The sequence below is a fragment of the Halomonas rhizosphaerae genome (genome assembly GCF_030012485.1).
GTDB lineage: Bacteria > Pseudomonadota > Gammaproteobacteria > Pseudomonadales > Halomonadaceae > Halomonas > Halomonas rhizosphaerae.
Genome location: NZ_JASCQQ010000012.1, coordinates 202,107 through 218,678, shown reverse-complemented (window position 1 = coordinate 218,678; position 16,572 = coordinate 202,107). Strand labels below are relative to the sequence as shown.

Below are 16,572 nucleotides of genomic sequence, written 5' to 3'. Positions count from 1 at the left end.
TCGGCAACGCCTGGGAGCAAGAGGATGACGCCTGGCATCACCCCTCCGCCTCTCTCTCAGCCTGGATCCCGCCGTCCTGGTCCACGCCGAACAGCAGCCGTTCCTCCTGCGGGGCCGGTACTGGACGAACCGGCTGCGGCGAACCAACCTGTGAACGGGTCGAGGAGCGCCAGGCGCCGAACCGACCCGCCGGGAGGACTCGCCAAATGCTGCCAATGGCGTTAGCATTCGCGGATCCGAAAACCTTTTTCGTATAGGAAATCACGATGAGCTCTATCCCCGCCAACCTGCGCTATGCCGAAAGCCATGAATGGGTCCTCGACAATGGCGACGGCACCGTGACCATCGGCATCACCGACCATGCCCAGGAGGCGCTGGGCGACGTGGTCTTCGTCGAACTGCCCGAGGTGGGCCGTACCCTGGCCGTGGGCGACGAGTTCGGCGTCATCGAATCGGTCAAGGCCGCTTCCGACCTCTACGCCCCGGTGGCCGGCGAGATCCTCGAGGTCAACGAGACGCTCGAGGATGCCCCCGAGACCGTCAACGAGTCGCCCTACGAGGATGGCTGGATCATGAAGGTGCGTCTCGAGGACGCCAGCGTCCTCGACGACCTGCTCGATGCCGACGCCTACCAGGCAGTGGCCGCCGCCGAGGAGTGATCCTCGCCCCTGGCGCCCCCGTCGGGACCGACCGGATCGTGCCGGCCGCTGACGCGACGGGCGCCACGCCCGGCCTCGTCCCTGACGGGGCCGGCCCCTTTCGACGATCCCCGGGGCGAGGCCCCGTCACGCACACAGGGTGTTCCATGGCTTTCGACAACCGCCGCCTGGCCGATCTGGCCGCTCACGATGCCTTCCTCCAGCGCCACAACGGACCGGCCGGTGCCGACGTGGATGGCATGCTCACCACCCTGGGCATGGAGAACCTGCCCTCGCTGATCGAGGCGACCGTTCCCGCCGGCATCCGGCTGGGGCGTGAGCTGGACCTGGATCCGCCGAAGAGCGAGGCCGAGGCCCTGGACTACCTGCAGCGCCTCGCCCGCCAGAACCGGGTCGTCAAGAGCTACATCGGCCAGGGCTACTACGACACCCATCTGCCGACCGTGATCCAGCGCAACGTGCTGGAGAACCCCGGCTGGTACACCGCCTATACGCCCTACCAGCCGGAGATCTCCCAGGGTCGGCTGGAAGGCCTGCTGAATTTCCAGCAGATGGTCATGGACCTCACCGGCATGGAACTGGCCAACGCCTCGCTGCTCGATGAGGCGACGGCCGCCGCCGAAGCCATGGCGCTGTGCAAACGCGCCAACAAGAAGGCCAAGAGCGACACCTTCTTCGTCGCCGAGGACGTCTTCCCCCAGACCCTCGACGTGGTGCGCACCCGCGCCGCCTGGTTCGGCTTCGACCTGGTGGTGGCCCCGGCCGAGGAACTCGCCGACCATGAGGTCTTCGGTGCCCTGCTGCAGTACCCGGGTGACAGCGGTCAGGTCCGTGACCTGGCGCCGCTGGTTACCGCGGCCCGCGAGCGCGGCGTGATGACCTGCGTGGTCGCCGACATCATGGGCCTGGTGCTGCTCAAGGAGCCAGGGGCCATCGGCGCCGACATGGTGGTGGGCTCCTCGCAGCGCTTCGGCGTGCCCATGGGCTACGGTGGCCCGCATGCCGCCTTCTTCGCCACCACGGACAAGCTCAAGCGCTCGATCCCTGGCCGCATCATCGGCGTCTCGCGGGACAGCCGCGGCAACACCGCGCTGCGCATGGCCATGCAGACCCGCGAGCAGCACATCCGCCGCGAGAAGGCCACCTCCAACATCTGCACCGCTCAGGCGCTGCTGGCCAACATCGCCGGCTTCTACGCCGTCTACCATGGCGCCAAGGGGCTCACCACCATCGCCTCGCGCATCCACCGCCTGACCACGATCCTCGCCGAGGGGCTCAAGGCCAAGGGCATCTCCCTGGCCCATGACAGCTGGTTCGACACACTGCGCCTGACCGGCGTGGACGCCGGCAAGCTCCATGGCCGGGCCATGACCCACGACCTCAACCTGCGCTACTTCGCCAATGGCGACGTGGGCCTGAGCCTCGACGAGACCACCACCGCCCATGATGTGGACGTGCTGTTCGACGTGCTGCTCGGCGAGGAGCACGGCCTCTCGGTGCGCGAGCTCGACGACCGGGTGCTGGCAGAGGGACTCACCGGCATCCCGGCGGCCTGCCGTCGCCAGTCGGACTTCCTGACCCACCCGACCTTCCGCCGCTACCAAAGCGAGACGGAGATGCTGCGCTACCTCAAGCGCCTGGAGAACAAGGACCTGTCGCTGGCCCACGCCATGATCCCGCTGGGCTCCTGCACCATGAAGCTCAACGCGACCAGCGAGATGATCCCCATCACCTGGCCGGAGTTTGCGCGCATCCACCCCTTCGCGCCCCGTGACCAGGTGGCGGGCTACCGGCAGATGATCGACGAGCTGGCCGCCTTCCTGGTGGAGGTCACCGGCTACGACCATATCTCCATGCAGCCCAACTCCGGCGCCCAGGGCGAGTACGCCGGCCTGGTGGCGATCCGCCGCTATCAGGCTGCCCAGGGCGAGGGGCACCGCGATGTCTGCCTGATCCCGAGCTCCGCCCACGGCACCAACCCGGCCTCCGCCGCCATGGCGCGGATGAAGGTGGTGGTGGTGGAGTGCGACAGCGACGGCAACATCGACCTCGAGGACCTGCGCGCCAAGGCCGAGCAGCACCGTGACGCCCTCTCGGCGATCATGATCACCTATCCCTCCACCCACGGGGTCTTCGAGGAGAGCGTGCGCGAGGTGTGCGACCTCGTGCATGCCCACGGCGGCCAGGTGTACATCGACGGCGCCAACATGAATGCCCAGGTGGGCCTGACCCGCCCCGGCGACTTCGGCGGCGACGTCAGCCACCTCAACCTGCACAAGACCTTCTGCATTCCCCACGGCGGCGGCGGCCCGGGGATGGGGCCGATCGGGGTCAAGGCCCACCTGGCCCCCTTCGTCTCCAACCATGTGGTGACGCCACTGGACGGCGTCGAGGCAAGCTGTGGGGCGGTCTCGGCCGCGCCCTTCGGCTCGGCCTCGATCCTGCCGATCTCCTGGGCCTACATCAAGATGATGGGGGCCCGTGGCCTGCGTGAGGCCACCGAGCTGGCGATCCTCAACGCCAACTACGTCGCGGCGCGCCTGGAGCGCCACTACCCGGTGCTCTACAAGGGGCGCAACGGTACCGTGGCCCACGAGTGCATCATCGACATCCGCCCGCTCAAGGCCGAGTCGGGCATCAGCGAGGAAGACATCGCCAAGCGCCTGATGGACTACGGCTTCCACGCCCCGACCATGTCCTTCCCGGTACCCGGCACGCTGATGATCGAGCCCACCGAATCGGAGTCGCGCTACGAGATCGACCGCTTCTGCGACGCCATGATCGCCATTCGCGAGGAGATCGCCTCCGTGCAGCGCGGCGACTGGCCGGCGGACGACAACCCCCTGGTCAACGCCCCGCACACCATGGCCGACCTGATGGACGACGCCTGGGAACGCCCCTACTCCAGAGAGCTCGGCGCCTTCCCTTCCGAGGCGGTCAAGGCCGCCAAATACTGGCCGGCGGTCAACCGGGTCGACAACGTCTTCGGCGACCGGCAGCTGATCTGCTCCTGCCCGAGCATCGACGAGTACCGCGACGGAACGACGTGACTGACGGGCACGCCGCATTGCCCGCATGCACCAACGCATTGCACAGGCCCCGCCCCCAGCGGGGCCTGCTGCGTTCAGGCCTCCTGGCGTTCCGGCCCCTCGCCGAAACCGAAGCGTTCGTGACGGCGCTGCTCGCGATAGCCCTCGAGCAGCCGCACGTAGCGCCGTGGCATCTGCTCGCCGGCACGCATGACCAGATGCAGGGTCTCGTGGACCGGCTGGTTCAGAGAGAGCTCCTTGACCTGGCGCTGCCAGGGCGAGGTCTCCAGCACCACTCGGGAGACCACGGTGAAGCCGAGCCCGCGCGCCACGGCATCCAGCACCATGCTCACCTCGTTGGTAAAGCCCTGGCGCCGGAAGTGGCTCATGGAGCGGAAGTCGGGAAAGTTGGCCTTCAGCAGGGCCCCGGCGTGATCCTCCCCACCCGAGTAGCTGATGAAGCCGATCCCCATCAGGTCGGCCAGGCCATTGCCGGCGAAGTCCGCCGGCACCACCAGGCAGAGCGGCTCCTGGTGCCAGGGCTCGCAGTCGAGGTCGGGATGGCGCACGGCCTCGGTGATGATCCCCAGGTCATGACGGCCTCCCAGCACGTCGGCGACGATCTCGCCGTTGAAGGCGAAGCTGTAGCTCACCGTGAGACCGGGCTGCATCTGCTGCTGGCCGAGGATGAAGGGATAGAGCATCAGGCCGACGCTCCCCGGCGAGGCGAGGCGGCACTCGCCGCTGTCCAGGCTGTCATCGTCCAGGGAGTGGCGGAACTGCTCGTGCTCGGCGAACAGCTTGAGCGCGTAGTCGTAGGCCCGCCGGCCGGTCTCGGTGAGTACGAAACGCCTCCCCTGGCGATCCAGCAGCGGCTTGCCGAGGTACTCCTCAAGCTTGCGCACGTGCTGGCTGACCCCGGGCTGGGTCATCTCCAGGCGGCGGGCGGTGCGCGTGAAGCTGCCGGTCTCGACCAGGGTGATGAAGGTGCGGAAGTATCGGGCGTTGAACATGGGGCGTCACGTGGCGGGCGATGGCCTGGCAGCACGGATTCTACCAGTTCGCCGCAGGGGCCGCAGCGATGCCCGGCCGAGGCGCGGCGTGGTAGCATCGCAGGACGAGCAATGCCGCCATGACGACAGGGAACGCCAAGCATGCCCGACACCATTTCCACCACCATCTCGCCGGAAGGCAGCCTCGAGATTCTCTCCCAGCAGGAGGTCGAGCGCCTCCACGATACCTCCCGGAGCGGCCTGCACGAGCTGCTGCGTAACTGTTCGCTGGCGGTACTCAACTGCGGCAATCCCACCGATGATGGCCTGGCCCTGCTCGAGACCTATCGGGACTTCGACATCGAGGTGCTGCAGCAGGACCGCGGGGTTCGCCTCAAGATTACCAACGCCCCCGCCGAGGCCTTCGTCGACGGCAAGATGATCCGCGGCATCCGCGAGCACCTCTCCGCGGTGCTGCGCGACATCGTCTACGTCTACAACGAGATCCAGACCCGCCACCGTTTCGACCTGCGGACCGCCGAGGGCACCACCAACGCGGTCTTCCATATCCTGCGCAAGGCCGGGACCCTCAAGCCGGGACGCGACCCCAGCCTGGTCGTCTGCTGGGGCGGCCACTCTATCTCCCGCGAGGAGTACGACTACACCAAGTCCGTCGGCTACCACCTGGGGCTTCGTGAGCTGGACATCTGCACCGGCTGCGGCCCCGGCGCCATGAAGGGACCCATGAAGGGCGCCAACGTGGCCCATGCCAAGCAGCGTCGCACCCAGGGACGCTACCTGGGGGTCTCGGAGCCCGGCATCATCGCTGCCGAGGCGCCCAACCCCATCGTCAACGAGCTGGTGGTGATGCCCGACATCGAGAAACGCCTCGAGGCGTTCGTGCGCCTGGGCCACGGCATCATCGTCTTCCCGGGCGGCGTGGGCACTGCCGAGGAGATCCTCTACCTGCTGGGGATCCTGCTGCACCCGGACAATGCCGACATGGCGCTGCCGGTGATCCTTACCGGGCCCGCCGACTCTGCCGACTATTTCAGGCGCATCGACGAGTTCCTGGTCTACACCCTGGGCGAAGAGGTGCGCCGGCTCTACCGCATTGTCGTCGACGACGCCGTCGAGGTCGCCCGCACTATGCGCAAGAACATCGACGCGGTGACCGAGTATCGCCGCAGCCGCCAGGACGCCTTCTACTACAACTGGCGACTCACCGTGGCCCGGGACTTCCAGGAGCCCTTCGAGCCCACCCACGAGGCCATGGCCGGCCTGGCACTCCACCAGGAGCAGCCGGTCCACGAACTGGCCGCCAATCTGCGCCGCGCCTTCTCGGGCATCGTCGCCGGCAACGTCAAGGAGAAGGGTATCCGCGCGATCGAGGCCCATGGCCCCTTCCGCCTGCACGCCGAACCGGAGCTGATGGCCCGCCTCGACGAGCTGCTGGCCTCCTTCGTCGACCAGGGCCGCATGAAGCTCGCCGGGGACTACGTGCCCTGCTATACGCTGGGCTAGGAACAAGGAACAAGGAACAAGGGGCAAGGGGCAAGGGGCAAGGGGCAAGGGGCAAGGGGCAAGTACTGTGCGCCCACACTCCGACAGGCTACAAGGCTGTCTTTGTAGGGTTTCCTCGTGACTTGCTCCTTGAACCTTGTAGCTGGGGCCGAGTTCAGCGAGGCACCCTGACCCACAGCCCCAGGGCATGCAGCAGCAGCCCCAGCGTTGCGCCGTGAGAGAGCAGCAGTTCCCAGCCGAAGAAGTCACTGGTCAGGGCGTGCCAGGCAGCCATCACGATCAGCCCCACGCCCAGGCAGAGCCCCAGTCGACGCAACAGCGTGGGAAGGCGCGAGCGCGCCTCGCCCGGGAGCAGCCGCCACTGCAGTACGCTCACCACGGTCACCACCGCCAGCGCCATCAGCATCAGCGAGAGACGTGTCTCGTGCCCTCCGGCCAGGTAGCGTGGCAAGGTCGCCAGCATCAACGTCCCGAGCCCCAGCAGCAGGCTGAGGCGCTCCGCTGTCGGCGTCGCCCCCACGTCAGGCCACCTTCAGCTGCTGGACATCGATCCACTGTTCGACCCAGGGCAGGGCCTCGTCGTCCGCCATGAAGGTCTCCATGGCATCCACCTCGAGGCGCTCACCGAGGCGCTGCGCCCCCTGTCCCTCGAGCAGCTCGTCAAGATAGCGCCCCGCGCCACAGAAGGTGTCGCCGTAGGAGCTGTCGCCCAGGGCGATGAGGCCGTAACGGAGTCCGGCGAGGCCGGGACTCTGCTCCTCGAGGTCCCGGGCGAAGGGCACGATGTTGCCGGGCAGGTCGCCGCTGCCGGTGGTCGAGACGCAGAACAGCGCCAGGTCGGTGGGCGAGCCGATGAGGTCGTCGAGGGTCGGCTGGTCGAAGATGGCCACCTCGTACCCGGCCTCCTCGAACAGCGGCTTGACCTGCTCGGCGACGTCCAGGGCACCGCCATACATGGTACCTACGAAGATCTTGAGCATGGGCATGTCATGGATTTACCTGAGGATTTCGGTCGGATATTAACATGGGGGTGCGGCATGGGGCCACGCCCTGGGGCCTGCAGTGCCGCCTAAGCCCGAGTATAATGGTCGGATTTCCCTGAGGCATGCACGGAGGCATCATGCAGCAGACCTTCGAGACCTGGATCACCCCGATCATGATCGGCGGCCTGATCCTCTTCATGTGCTTCATCATCTGGGACCTGGCGAAGAAGTCCCAGGCCGGCCGCTTCGGCACCATCATGCTGTTCGTGGTGCTGGGTGCCGGGATGCTGGGCTATGTCCTGAAGGTGGTCATCACCTGGATGCTGGAGAACGGCAACGGCGTGTGACGAGACGCCGGGCACCGTCGACGAAAAACGCCACTCCGCGGAGTGGCGTTCTTGATGGACGGCAAGGGGGTCAGTGGGACTCGCCGCGGTACCCCTCGACCTGGCTCTTGAGCTTCTGGCCGGGCCGGAAGGTGACCACCCGCCGCGCCGAGATCGGGATCTCCTCGCCGGTCTTGGGGTTGCGACCGGGTCGTTCACGCTTGTCGCGCAGGTCGAAGTTGCCGAAGCCCGAGAGCTTGACCTGCTCGTTCTCGCGAAGGCAGCCGCGAATCTCCTCGAAGAAGGCCTCCACCATGGACTTCGCCTCGCGCTTGGAGAGGCCCAATTCCGCGTGCAGATGTTCGGCCAGTTCCGCCTTGGTCAACGCACCCATGTTGTCGTCCTCATGGCGCTGGTCCTGCCGATCGACGAGACGCCCAGGCCTCATGCGCGCAACTCCGCCCCCAGATGCTGACGTGACTCCGCGACGATGGCATCAACCAACTGATTGATTTCCTCGTCATTAAGCGTGCGCGATGGATGCTGCCAGGTCAAGCCCAGGGCCACGCTCTTGAGGCCTTCCGGCACCCCCTTGCCCTGGTAGACATCGAACAGGTGAGACTCCACCAGCCACTCGCCGGCCTGGGCCCGGATGGTGTCGAGCAGCGACTGCACCGGCAGCCCCTCCTCGACCAGGAAGGCCAGGTCGCGGCGCACCTCGGGATGGCGTGAGAGCGGCGTGAAGGCCGGCACCCGACCCTGGGTCAGGGCATCGAGGCGCACCTCGAAGAGCAGCGCGTCGACCTTGAGGCCAAGTCTGGCGCGCACCGCGGGGTGCAGGGTGCCGATCCAGCCGGCCTCCTCACCACGATGCAGGAGGCGGGCGCACTGGCCGGGATGCAGGGCCGGGTGCTCGCCGGGCTCGAAGCGCCAGGCCTGGGGCTCGCCGAGGGCCAGCAGGCTTTCCAGGTCCCCCTTGAGGTCGAAGAAGTCGACCGGCTCCCTGCCGCCGGTCCAGCCCTCCGGCTCGCGAGGACCGCAGACCAGCGCGCCGAGCATCGGGGTCTGGTGCAAGTGGTCGAGCTCGCCACGAAAGGTGAGGCCGGTCTCGAACAGTCGCACCCGGTCCTGCTGGCGGTTGAGGTTGTGCTGCAGGGCCCGCACCAGGCCGGGAAAGAGGCTCGCGCGCATCACCGAGAGATCGCTGGAGATGGGGTTGGCCAGCGTCGGCGATACCGCCTCGGGATGCAGCGCCTGCTGCAGCTCGGGGGCGACGAAGCTGTAGGTCACGGCCTCCTGGTAGCCGCGCGCGACCATCTGGCGCCGCAGCCGCGCCAGCGGCGTGTGCGCCTCGTGGGCCGGGCGCAGGGCCAGGCGGACCAGGGGACGGCGCACCGGCAGGCGATTGTAGCCGTGGATGCGCGCCACCTCCTCGATCAGGTCCTCCTCGATGGCGATGTCGAAGCGCCAGCTCGGGACCCGCACGGTCCAGCCCTGCCCGGAGGCCTCGACCGCCAGGCCGAGGCGCTCGAGGATCTCGGTGACCTCGCCACGGGGCAGCGACTTGCCAAGCGCCTGCTCCAGGCGAGACGCCCGCAGGGTCGCCTCACGGCCGTCCGGCAGATGTTCAACGCTCGCCACCTCGACCAGCGGCCCCGGCTCGCCACCGGTGATCGCCAGCAGCAGGGCGGTGGCCCGCTCGGCGGCCTCGCGGGCCAGGCAGGGGTCGACACCGCGCTCGAAGCGGTGCGAGGCGTCGGTATGCAGGCCATAGGCGCGCGACTGGCCGGCGATCGCCAGCGGCGAGAAGAAGGCCGACTCGAGGAAGATGTCGCGGGTCTCTGGGGTCACGCCGGAGTGCTCGCCACCCATGACGCCCGCGATGGCCAGCGGGCCCCGCTCGTCAGCGATGACCAGCGTGGAGCCGTCCAGGGTGATCTCCTGACCGTCGAGCAGCACCAGGCGCTCCCCCTCCCGTGCCAGCCGCACGACCACGCTGCCGTGCAGGTTGGCGCGATCGAAGGCATGCAGCGGCTGGCCCAGTTCGAGCATCACGTAGTTGGTGACATCCACCACCGGGTCGATGGAGCGGATGCCGCTGCGGCGCAGCCGTTCGACCATCCACAGCGGTGTCTCGGCGGTGACGTCGACGCCCTTGATGAGGCGGCCGATGTAGCGCGGACAGCGCTCGGCGTCCTCGACCCGCACCGGGAAGGTCTCATCGACGGTGGGCGCCACGGGGGGCAGGTCGGGGCCCGAGACGGCCAGTCGATTGAGCACCCCGACCTCGCGGGCCAGCCCCTTGAGGCTAAGGCAGTCCCCGCGGTTCGGCGTCAGGTCCACCTCGATGGTGTGGTCGTCCAGGCCCATGTAGTCACGGAATCCCTCGCCGACCGGCGCCCCCGGGGGCAGCACGAGGATCCCCGCGGAGGTCTCCTCCTCGAGGCCCAGCTCGGAGGCCGAGCAGATCATGCCGCGGGACTCGACACCGCGCAGCCGAGCCTGCTTGATCGTGAAGTCACCGGGCAGAACCGCACCGACCCGGGCGAAGGGCACCTTCTGCCCCACGGCCACATTGGGCGCCCCGCATACCACCTGGACGGGCTCGCCACTGCCGTCGTCGACCCGGCAGACATTGAGCTTGTCGGCATCGGGATGGGGCTCCTTGCCGACCACCTCCGCCACGACGACCTCGCTGAAGGCGGCGGCCACCGGGTCCACGGCATCGACTTCCAGGCCGGCCATGGTGATCTGGTCGGCCAGGGCCTGGGTGGAGAGCGCCGGCGAGACCCAGTCACGCAGCCACTGTTCGGAAAATTTCATGACGTATCCTGTGTTCTGCTTATCCGGGGGTCGATCAGGCGAACTGGCGCAGGAAGCGCAGGTCGTTGTCGAAGAACAGCCGCAGGTCGTTGACGCCGTAGCGCAGCATGGCCAGGCGCTCGGCGCCCATGCCGAAGGCAAAGCCCGTGTAGCGCTCGGCGTCGATGCCGGAGTGGCGGAACACCTCGGGATGCACCATCCCGCAGCCCATCACTTCCAGCCAGCCGCTATGGGAGCAGACCCGGCAGCCATCGCCACCACACATCACGCACTGGATGTCGACCTCCGCCGAGGGCTCGGTGAAGGGGAAGTAGGAGGGCCGGAAGCGCACCGAGAGGTCATCACGCTCGAAGAAGGCGTGCAGGAAGTCCTGGATGGTGCCCTTGAGGTCGGCGAAGCTGACGTCCTCGTCGACCAGCAACCCCTCGACCTGATGGAACATGGGGGTGTGGGTCAGGTCGGAATCGCTGCGGTAGACGCGCCCGGGACAGACGATGCGGATCGGCGGCTCGGCCTCCTTCATGGTCCGTACCTGCACCGGCGAGGTATGGGTCCTCAGCAACCGGGTGGCATCGAAGTAGAAGGTATCGGCCATGCCCCTTGCGGGGTGGTGCGCGGGGATATTGAGGGCCTCGAAGTTGTGGTAATCGTCCTCGATCTCGGGACCGACCGCCACGTCGTAGCCGATACGGGTGAAGAGCCCCTCGATGCGCTCCAGGGTCAGGGTCACCGGGTGCAGGCCACCGCTGGGCTGACCGCGCCCCGGCAGGGTCACGTCGAGGCGCTCGGCGGCCAGGCGCGCCTCGAGGGCCGCCTTTTCCAGCGCCTGACGCCGCTCGTCCAGTTCCTTGCCCAGGGCCTGCTTGGCCTGGTTGATGCGCTCGCCCGCGGCCGGGCGCTCCTCGGCAGGCAGCTTGCCGAGCCCCTTGAGCAGCGCGGTGATCTCGCCCTTCTTGCCGAGATAGCGGACGCGCAGTTCGTCCAGCACGGCCAGGCTGTCGGCGGCGTGGATGGCGTCGCGAGCCTCGGCAACCAGAGTGGGAAGGTGGTCCATCCGTTGAGCTCCGAAGTCTTTCAAAAAAACAGGGGAAGAGCGGCTGCTCTTCCCCTGCGACGATCATGGTCCGGCCTCTCGGCGTGCGCCGTGGCCGGCCAAGGGTCGACGTCCCTTACTGGGCAGCCTTGGCCTTCTCGACGATGGCGGCAAAGGCAGCCTTCTCGTGAACGGCCAGATCGGCCAGCACCTTGCGGTCGATCTCGATACCGGCCTTCTTCAGGCCACCGACGAAGCGGCTGTAGGACAGGCCGTGCTGACGGGCACCGGCGTTGATGCGCTGGATCCACAGGGCGCGGAACTGGCGCTTGCGCTGGCGGCGGTCACGGTAGGCGTACTGGCCGGCCTTGATGACGGCCTGCTTGGCCACGCGGAAGACGCGTGAACGGGCACCGTAGTAGCCCTTGGCCTGCTTGAGAATCTTCTTGTGACGACGACGGGCGACGACACCACGCTTGACACGAGTCATGGCTTTCTCCTGACGTTAGAGGGGTTCACCCGGGCGTTACAGGTTCGGCAGCATGCGCTGCACGAGCTGCTTGTCGGCGTCGTGGATCTGCTTCATCCCACGCAGCTGACGCTTCCGCTTGGTGGACTTCTTGGTCAGGATGTGGCTGCGGAACGACTGCTTGTGCTTGAAGCCGTTGGCCGTCTTCTTGAAGCGCTTGGCAGCGCCGCTGTTGCTCTTGATTTTCGGCATGAGGTTAACTCCGCTCGAGGCTTTTTCAGAAAATCCGTGGCCGACGGAAGGCCTTCTCGCCTTCCGCCCGTTGGACTGGCCGTCGGATCACTTCTTCTTGGGGGCAATGATCATGATCATCTGGCGCCCTTCCATCTTGGGGAAGGACTCCACGGTCCCGATCTCCTCGAGATCGGCGGCGATCCGCTCCATCAGCTTGCGACCGATGTCCTGGTGCGCCATCTCGCGACCGCGGAAGCGCAGCGTGACCTTGCCCTTGTCGCCACCTTCGAGGAAACGGATCAAGTTCTTCATCTTGACCTGATAGTCGCCCTCGTCGGTGCCAGGCCGGAATTTCACTTCCTTGACCTGGATCTGCTTCGTCTTCTTCTTCTGAGCAGCCTTCTGCTTCTTCTGCTCGAAGACGAACTTGCCGTAATCCATGATCTTGCAGACGATCGGATCGGCGTTGGAAATCTGCACGAGGTCCATACCGGCCGCTTCGGCTCGCTCCAGCGCCTCGCTGGTGGGCACGATGCCCAACTGCTCGCCGTCACTGTCGATCAGGCGAACCTGATCCTCGGTAATCCGCTCGTTCATGGGGGGGCGCTTGTCTTGAACACGCCCTCTTGGGTTGCTTCGCTTGATGGTTCCGTCTCCACTTCAGCTTGGGAAGATGTCGCTATTGCCGCTCGGCCCGAACACGGTCGATGAAGGCATCCACCACCATCGTACCAAGGTTCTCGCCACTGCGCGTACGCACGGCCACCGAGTCGGACTCGACTTCCTTATCTCCCACCACCAGGAGATAGGGGACCTTCTGCAACGTATGCTCGCGGATTTTAAAGCCGATCTTCTCGTTCCTCAAGTCCGACTTGACGCGCAGACCGACTTTCTGCAAACGCTTCACCAGCGACATGGCATAGTCGCGCTGCGCATCGGTGATGGTCATGACCACCACCTGCTGGGGTGCCAGCCACAGCGGCATGGCCCCGGCATAGTGCTCGATGAGAATACCGAGGAAGCGCTCGAAGGAACCGAGGATCGCCCGATGCAGCATCACCGGCGTCTTGCGGACACCGTCCTCGTCGACGAACTGCGCCCCCAGCCGCCCCGGCAGGTTGAAGTCCAGCTGCAGGGTCCCGCACTGCCAGACCCGGTTGAGACAGTCACGCAGCGAGAACTCGATCTTGGGTCCGTAGAAGGCCCCCTCGCCCGGCTGCAGCTCCCAGTCGAGGCCGGTGGCGTCGAGCGCGGCCTCGAGACCTGCCTCGGCGCGGTCCCAGAGCTCCGGTTCACCCAGGAAGTCGTCGTCGGGTCGCGTGGAGAGCTTGAGCTCCACGTCATCGAAGCCCAGCTCCCGGTAGACCTTCATGGTCAGGGCGATGAAGGCCTCGGCCTCGGACTGGATCTGCCCCTCGGTGCAGAAGATGTGCGCATCGTCCTGGGTGAAGCCGCGCACCCGCATCAGGCCGTGCAGCGCGCCGGAGGGCTCGTTGCGGTGACAGCTGCCGAACTCGGCCAGGCGCAGCGGCAGGTCACGGTAGCTCTTCAGCCCCTGGTTGAAGACCTGCACGTGGCAGGGGCAGTTCATCGGCTTGACCGCGTAGTCACGCTTCTCCGACTCGGTGGTGAACATCATGTCGCTGTAGTGCCCCCAGTGACCGGAGGCCTTCCACAGCGAGAGATCGACGATCTGCGGCGTCTTGATCTCCTGGTAGCCGTTCTCGACCTGGACCCGGCGCATGTACTGCTCCAGGGCCTGGTAGATGGTCCAGCCGTTGGGGTGCCAGAAGACCATCCCCGGCGCCTCCTCCTGGAGGTGGAAGAGGTCCATCCTCTTCGCCAGCTTGCGATGGTCGCGCTTCTCGGCCTCCTCGAGCCGCTTCAGGTAGGCCTTGAGCTGCTTCCTGTCGGGCCAGGCCGTGCCGTAGATCCGCGTCAGCATCGGGTTCTCGGCGTTACCGCGCCAGTAGGCACCGGCCAGCTTGGTCAGCTTGAACGCCTTCAGGTGCCGGGTATTGGGCACGTGGGGCCCCCGGCACATGTCCACGTACTCCTCGTGATGGTAGAGACGAATGGTCTCTCCCTCGGGGATCTCGCGCACGATCTCCTGCTTGTAGGGCTCCTCGCGATGCAGGAAGGTCAGCATCGCCTGGTCACGGTCGACGTACTCGCGCACCACGTCGTACTCGTGGTCGATCAGCGCCTTCATGCGGGCCTCGATGGCCTCGAGGTCATCGGGGGTCACCGACCGCCCGAAGTCGACGTCGTAGTAGAAGCCGTCCTCGATCACCGGACCGATGGCCATCTTGGCATCGGGATAGAGTTGCTTGACGGCATGACCGATCAGGTGGGCGCAGGAGTGGCGGATGACCTCCAGGCCTTCCGGGTCGCGGGCGGTGAGGATCGCCACCTCGGCGTCGCGGTCGATGACATCGGCGGCGTCCACCTGCACGCCGTCGATCTTGCCGGCCACACAGGCCTTGGCGAGACCGGGGCCGATGCTCTCGGCCAGCTGCATCACGGTAAGGGGGGCGTCGAAGGATCTCTGACTGCCGTCAGGCAGGGTCACGATGGGCATGAAGGGTTCCTTGTGCGCAGTGGTGATCCATACCAGGGATCACGTGTCGCCAGAAGAATGGTCGTGGAAAAACGACGCCTAGCCTAGCAGAAGCGTCCCCTTCGGCGCCATGGCGGAACGCGGCGCCCGAAAAGAGAGAAGGCGCCCGAAGGCGCCTTCTCTCGTTCGGCCGTCAGCCCCGGGACGCGCCCGGGGCCATGGATCGGGTCAGGGCAGGATCACTCCCACTCGCCCAGTTCCACGCGACGGTTCTCGGCACGACCCGCATCGGTGTCGTTGGTCGCCACCGGTTGGGACTCGCCGAAACCGGTGGTCTGCATGCGATCCCGATCGACGCCCTGGCTGGCCAGGTAGTCGGCGACGGAATCGGCGCGCTCCTGGGACAGCTGCTCATTGTAGGCAGCGCTACCCACGGAGTCGGTATGACCCTCGATGCGCACGCGGACGTTCTCGTTGGCGCGCAGCTTCTCGGCGACGTCGTCGAGGATCTGCTCGGCACCCATGGTCAGGGTGGCGGAGTCGAACTCGAAGTTGACGTCACGCAGGACCAGGTCCTCCTCGCAGCCCAGGGCGTTGACCTCGGCACCGGCCGGGGTTCCCGGACACTGGTCCTGGTAGTCCGGCACGCCGTCGTTGTCGGAGTCCAGCGGGCACCCCACGGCATCCACGGCCACGCCGGCCGGGGTTCCCGGGCACTCGTCATCGGCATCGATGACGCCGTCACCGTCGGTGTCGCGCGGCGCCGGTTCCGCCGGTGCCGGCGAGGTGTCGGCACACAGCATGGCACCAATGGTGGCACCCGCCGTGGCACCGATGGCCGCGCCCTGGTCCTCGTCGGACTCGCCGCTGGTACCGTAGCCGATGCCACCGCCGATCAGGCCACCGGCCAGGCCGCAGACGGTCGGATGCTGGTACCAGGCGCGATCGGACGACGCGCCCGCACCGTCACTGGATTGGGAAGCGGAGCTGGCGCAGCCGGACAGGCCGACCACCAGCGCGGAACCGAGCAACAAGCCAGTCGTGGATTTTTTCATGTTAAGACTCCTTCTTCTTGACTACATCCCGGTGTGACAGGCAATGCCCTCATCACCCGGGGTTCCGAGGAATGACCCAAGGGAAGCGGTCCCCGATCCACTTCCTGCACCTACCAAGAAAGCACGTAAGTGCCTTCTCGGCCAGTCCGGTCCTCCGATGGCCGTGGCCTCCAGCCATATATCAGCCATCTACGACGCTCGACAAGCTTGCAGCAGAGGCCCGTAGGTTGCAATCGAAGATGGTGCGCTAGCGCACGAAATATCGGCTCGTGACGAACCGGGCCGAACGGCGAGCTTCGCTCAGTGCAGGCTACCCGGCCAGCCGCGGCGAAATTCCACCACTGCCGCCGCGGCCTTGAGCACCGGCTCGCGGAACTCTTCCTCCACGGCCAGGCGCTCGCGATCCTCACGGAAGCGGTCACGGGGACTGAGCGCCTGGCGCGCGGAGTGGGTGTGCAGGTGGCGGGTACGCCGATGCACCTCGTCGAAGGCCTGAAAGTCGGGGCGCTCGGTCAGCTTCTGGTCGAGGATCTCCAGCAGCACCTTGCAGCGCCAACTACCCTCGGTGATATCGACCTGCTCCTGCACCAGCGCCGAGGCGACCATTTCCAGGTTCTCCAGGCAGTTCCGATGGGCGCGCTGCAGTTCCTCCTCGCGGAAGGCCTTGCGCCGCTGCACCTCCTTCCAGAGGGTGTAGGCGTAAGCCCCGAGGCCGGCGATGATGGCCAGCGCCAGGCCGAGAAGCGTCAGTGCCAGGGTAGAGCTCATGGGCGTATCCCCGTCGGTTCAGTGCATGTACAGATATTATACACGATCAAGGTGCCTCCCTATATTAACCGCAGTGCCGATTGTGACCGAGATGAAGGCGTCGTGTTGCATACCAGG

The 16,572-nt window shown here is 66.6% G+C and carries 16 protein-coding genes; 4 read left to right on the top strand and 12 right to left on the bottom strand.

Translation table 11 applies throughout. The annotated features are described in order from the left end of the window. Positions 1-266: 266 nt before the first annotated feature. Together gcvH and gcvP are read left to right on the top strand one after the other, a co-directional pair. A complete protein-coding gene (gcvH, locus tag QLQ86_RS06685; protein ID WP_282816311.1) occupies positions 267-659 on the top strand; it encodes a glycine cleavage system protein GcvH in 393 nt (130 codons plus the stop codon). Between the two features lie 146 nt (positions 660-805). Then, positions 806-3,709: an aminomethyl-transferring glycine dehydrogenase gene (gene gcvP / locus QLQ86_RS06680; protein WP_282816310.1), complete on the top strand. Its 2,904-nt coding sequence runs from the start codon at positions 806-808 to the stop codon at positions 3,707-3,709. Positions 3,710-3,783: 74 nt separating this feature from the next. Here gcvP and QLQ86_RS06675 read toward each other — a convergent pair whose 3' ends face one another. Beyond that, complete coding sequence (locus QLQ86_RS06675) at positions 3,784-4,701, bottom strand: LysR family transcriptional regulator (protein ID WP_282736024.1); 918 nt, start codon at positions 4,699-4,701, stop codon at positions 3,784-3,786. Between the two features lie 141 nt (positions 4,702-4,842). On the opposite strand from QLQ86_RS06675, the gene ppnN reads away from it, so the two are divergent. Beyond that, positions 4,843-6,204: a nucleotide 5'-monophosphate nucleosidase PpnN gene (gene ppnN / locus QLQ86_RS06670; protein ID WP_282736025.1), complete on the top strand. Its 1,362-nt coding sequence runs from the start codon at positions 4,843-4,845 to the stop codon at positions 6,202-6,204. A gap of 154 nt (positions 6,205-6,358) precedes the next feature. On the opposite strand, the gene QLQ86_RS06665 is transcribed toward ppnN, so the two are convergent. After that, a complete protein-coding gene (locus QLQ86_RS06665; RefSeq protein WP_282816309.1) occupies positions 6,359-6,724 on the bottom strand; it encodes a hypothetical protein in 366 nt (121 codons plus the stop codon). A 1-nt stretch (position 6,725) separates the two neighbouring features. Beyond that, entirely contained in the window at positions 6,726-7,190 is a 465-nt protein-coding gene (locus QLQ86_RS06660) for a flavodoxin (protein WP_282736027.1), read from the bottom strand. 134 nt (positions 7,191-7,324) lie between these two features. Between QLQ86_RS06660 and QLQ86_RS06655 the strand changes: the two genes are divergently transcribed. After that, entirely contained in the window at positions 7,325-7,534 is a 210-nt protein-coding gene (locus QLQ86_RS06655; protein WP_282816308.1) for a DUF2788 domain-containing protein, read from the top strand. Positions 7,535-7,604: 70 nt separating this feature from the next. Here QLQ86_RS06655 and ihfA read toward each other — a convergent pair whose 3' ends face one another. The 9 genes from ihfA to QLQ86_RS06610 form a co-directional block, all read right to left on the bottom strand. Further along, the gene (gene ihfA / locus QLQ86_RS06650; RefSeq protein ID WP_282736162.1) at positions 7,605-7,907 is read right to left on the bottom strand and encodes an integration host factor subunit alpha; all 303 of its coding nucleotides are present in this window, start codon (positions 7,905-7,907) and stop codon (positions 7,605-7,607) included. Between the two features lie 50 nt (positions 7,908-7,957). After that, positions 7,958-10,336: a phenylalanine--tRNA ligase subunit beta gene (pheT, locus tag QLQ86_RS06645; protein ID WP_282816307.1), complete on the bottom strand. Its 2,379-nt coding sequence runs from the start codon at positions 10,334-10,336 to the stop codon at positions 7,958-7,960. A 34-nt stretch (positions 10,337-10,370) separates the two neighbouring features. Then, positions 10,371-11,390 carry a phenylalanine--tRNA ligase subunit alpha gene (pheS, locus tag QLQ86_RS06640; RefSeq protein WP_282816306.1) on the bottom strand — a complete coding sequence of 340 codons (1,020 nt, stop codon included), beginning with the start codon at positions 11,388-11,390 and terminating at the stop codon, positions 10,371-10,373. A 115-nt stretch (positions 11,391-11,505) separates the two neighbouring features. Next, on the bottom strand, positions 11,506-11,859 hold the full coding sequence (gene rplT, locus QLQ86_RS06635; RefSeq protein WP_021817421.1) for a 50S ribosomal protein L20: 354 nt from the start codon (positions 11,857-11,859) through the stop codon (positions 11,506-11,508). 36 nt (positions 11,860-11,895) lie between these two features. After that, complete coding sequence (gene rpmI, locus QLQ86_RS06630) at positions 11,896-12,090, bottom strand: 50S ribosomal protein L35 (protein WP_016854829.1); 195 nt, start codon at positions 12,088-12,090, stop codon at positions 11,896-11,898. 87 nt (positions 12,091-12,177) lie between these two features. Beyond that, a complete protein-coding gene (gene infC, locus QLQ86_RS06625) occupies positions 12,178-12,717 on the bottom strand; it encodes a translation initiation factor IF-3 (RefSeq protein ID WP_282736163.1) in 540 nt (179 codons plus the stop codon). A gap of 34 nt (positions 12,718-12,751) precedes the next feature. Continuing rightward, a complete protein-coding gene (gene thrS, locus QLQ86_RS06620; protein ID WP_282816305.1) occupies positions 12,752-14,653 on the bottom strand; it encodes a threonine--tRNA ligase in 1,902 nt (633 codons plus the stop codon). Positions 14,654-14,871: 218 nt separating this feature from the next. Beyond that, on the bottom strand, positions 14,872-15,687 hold the full coding sequence (locus QLQ86_RS06615; RefSeq protein ID WP_282736032.1) for an OmpA family protein: 816 nt from the start codon (positions 15,685-15,687) through the stop codon (positions 14,872-14,874). A 300-nt stretch (positions 15,688-15,987) separates the two neighbouring features. Then, entirely contained in the window at positions 15,988-16,455 is a 468-nt protein-coding gene (locus QLQ86_RS06610; protein WP_282736033.1) for a DUF2489 domain-containing protein, read from the bottom strand. Positions 16,456-16,572 lie beyond the last annotated feature (117 nt).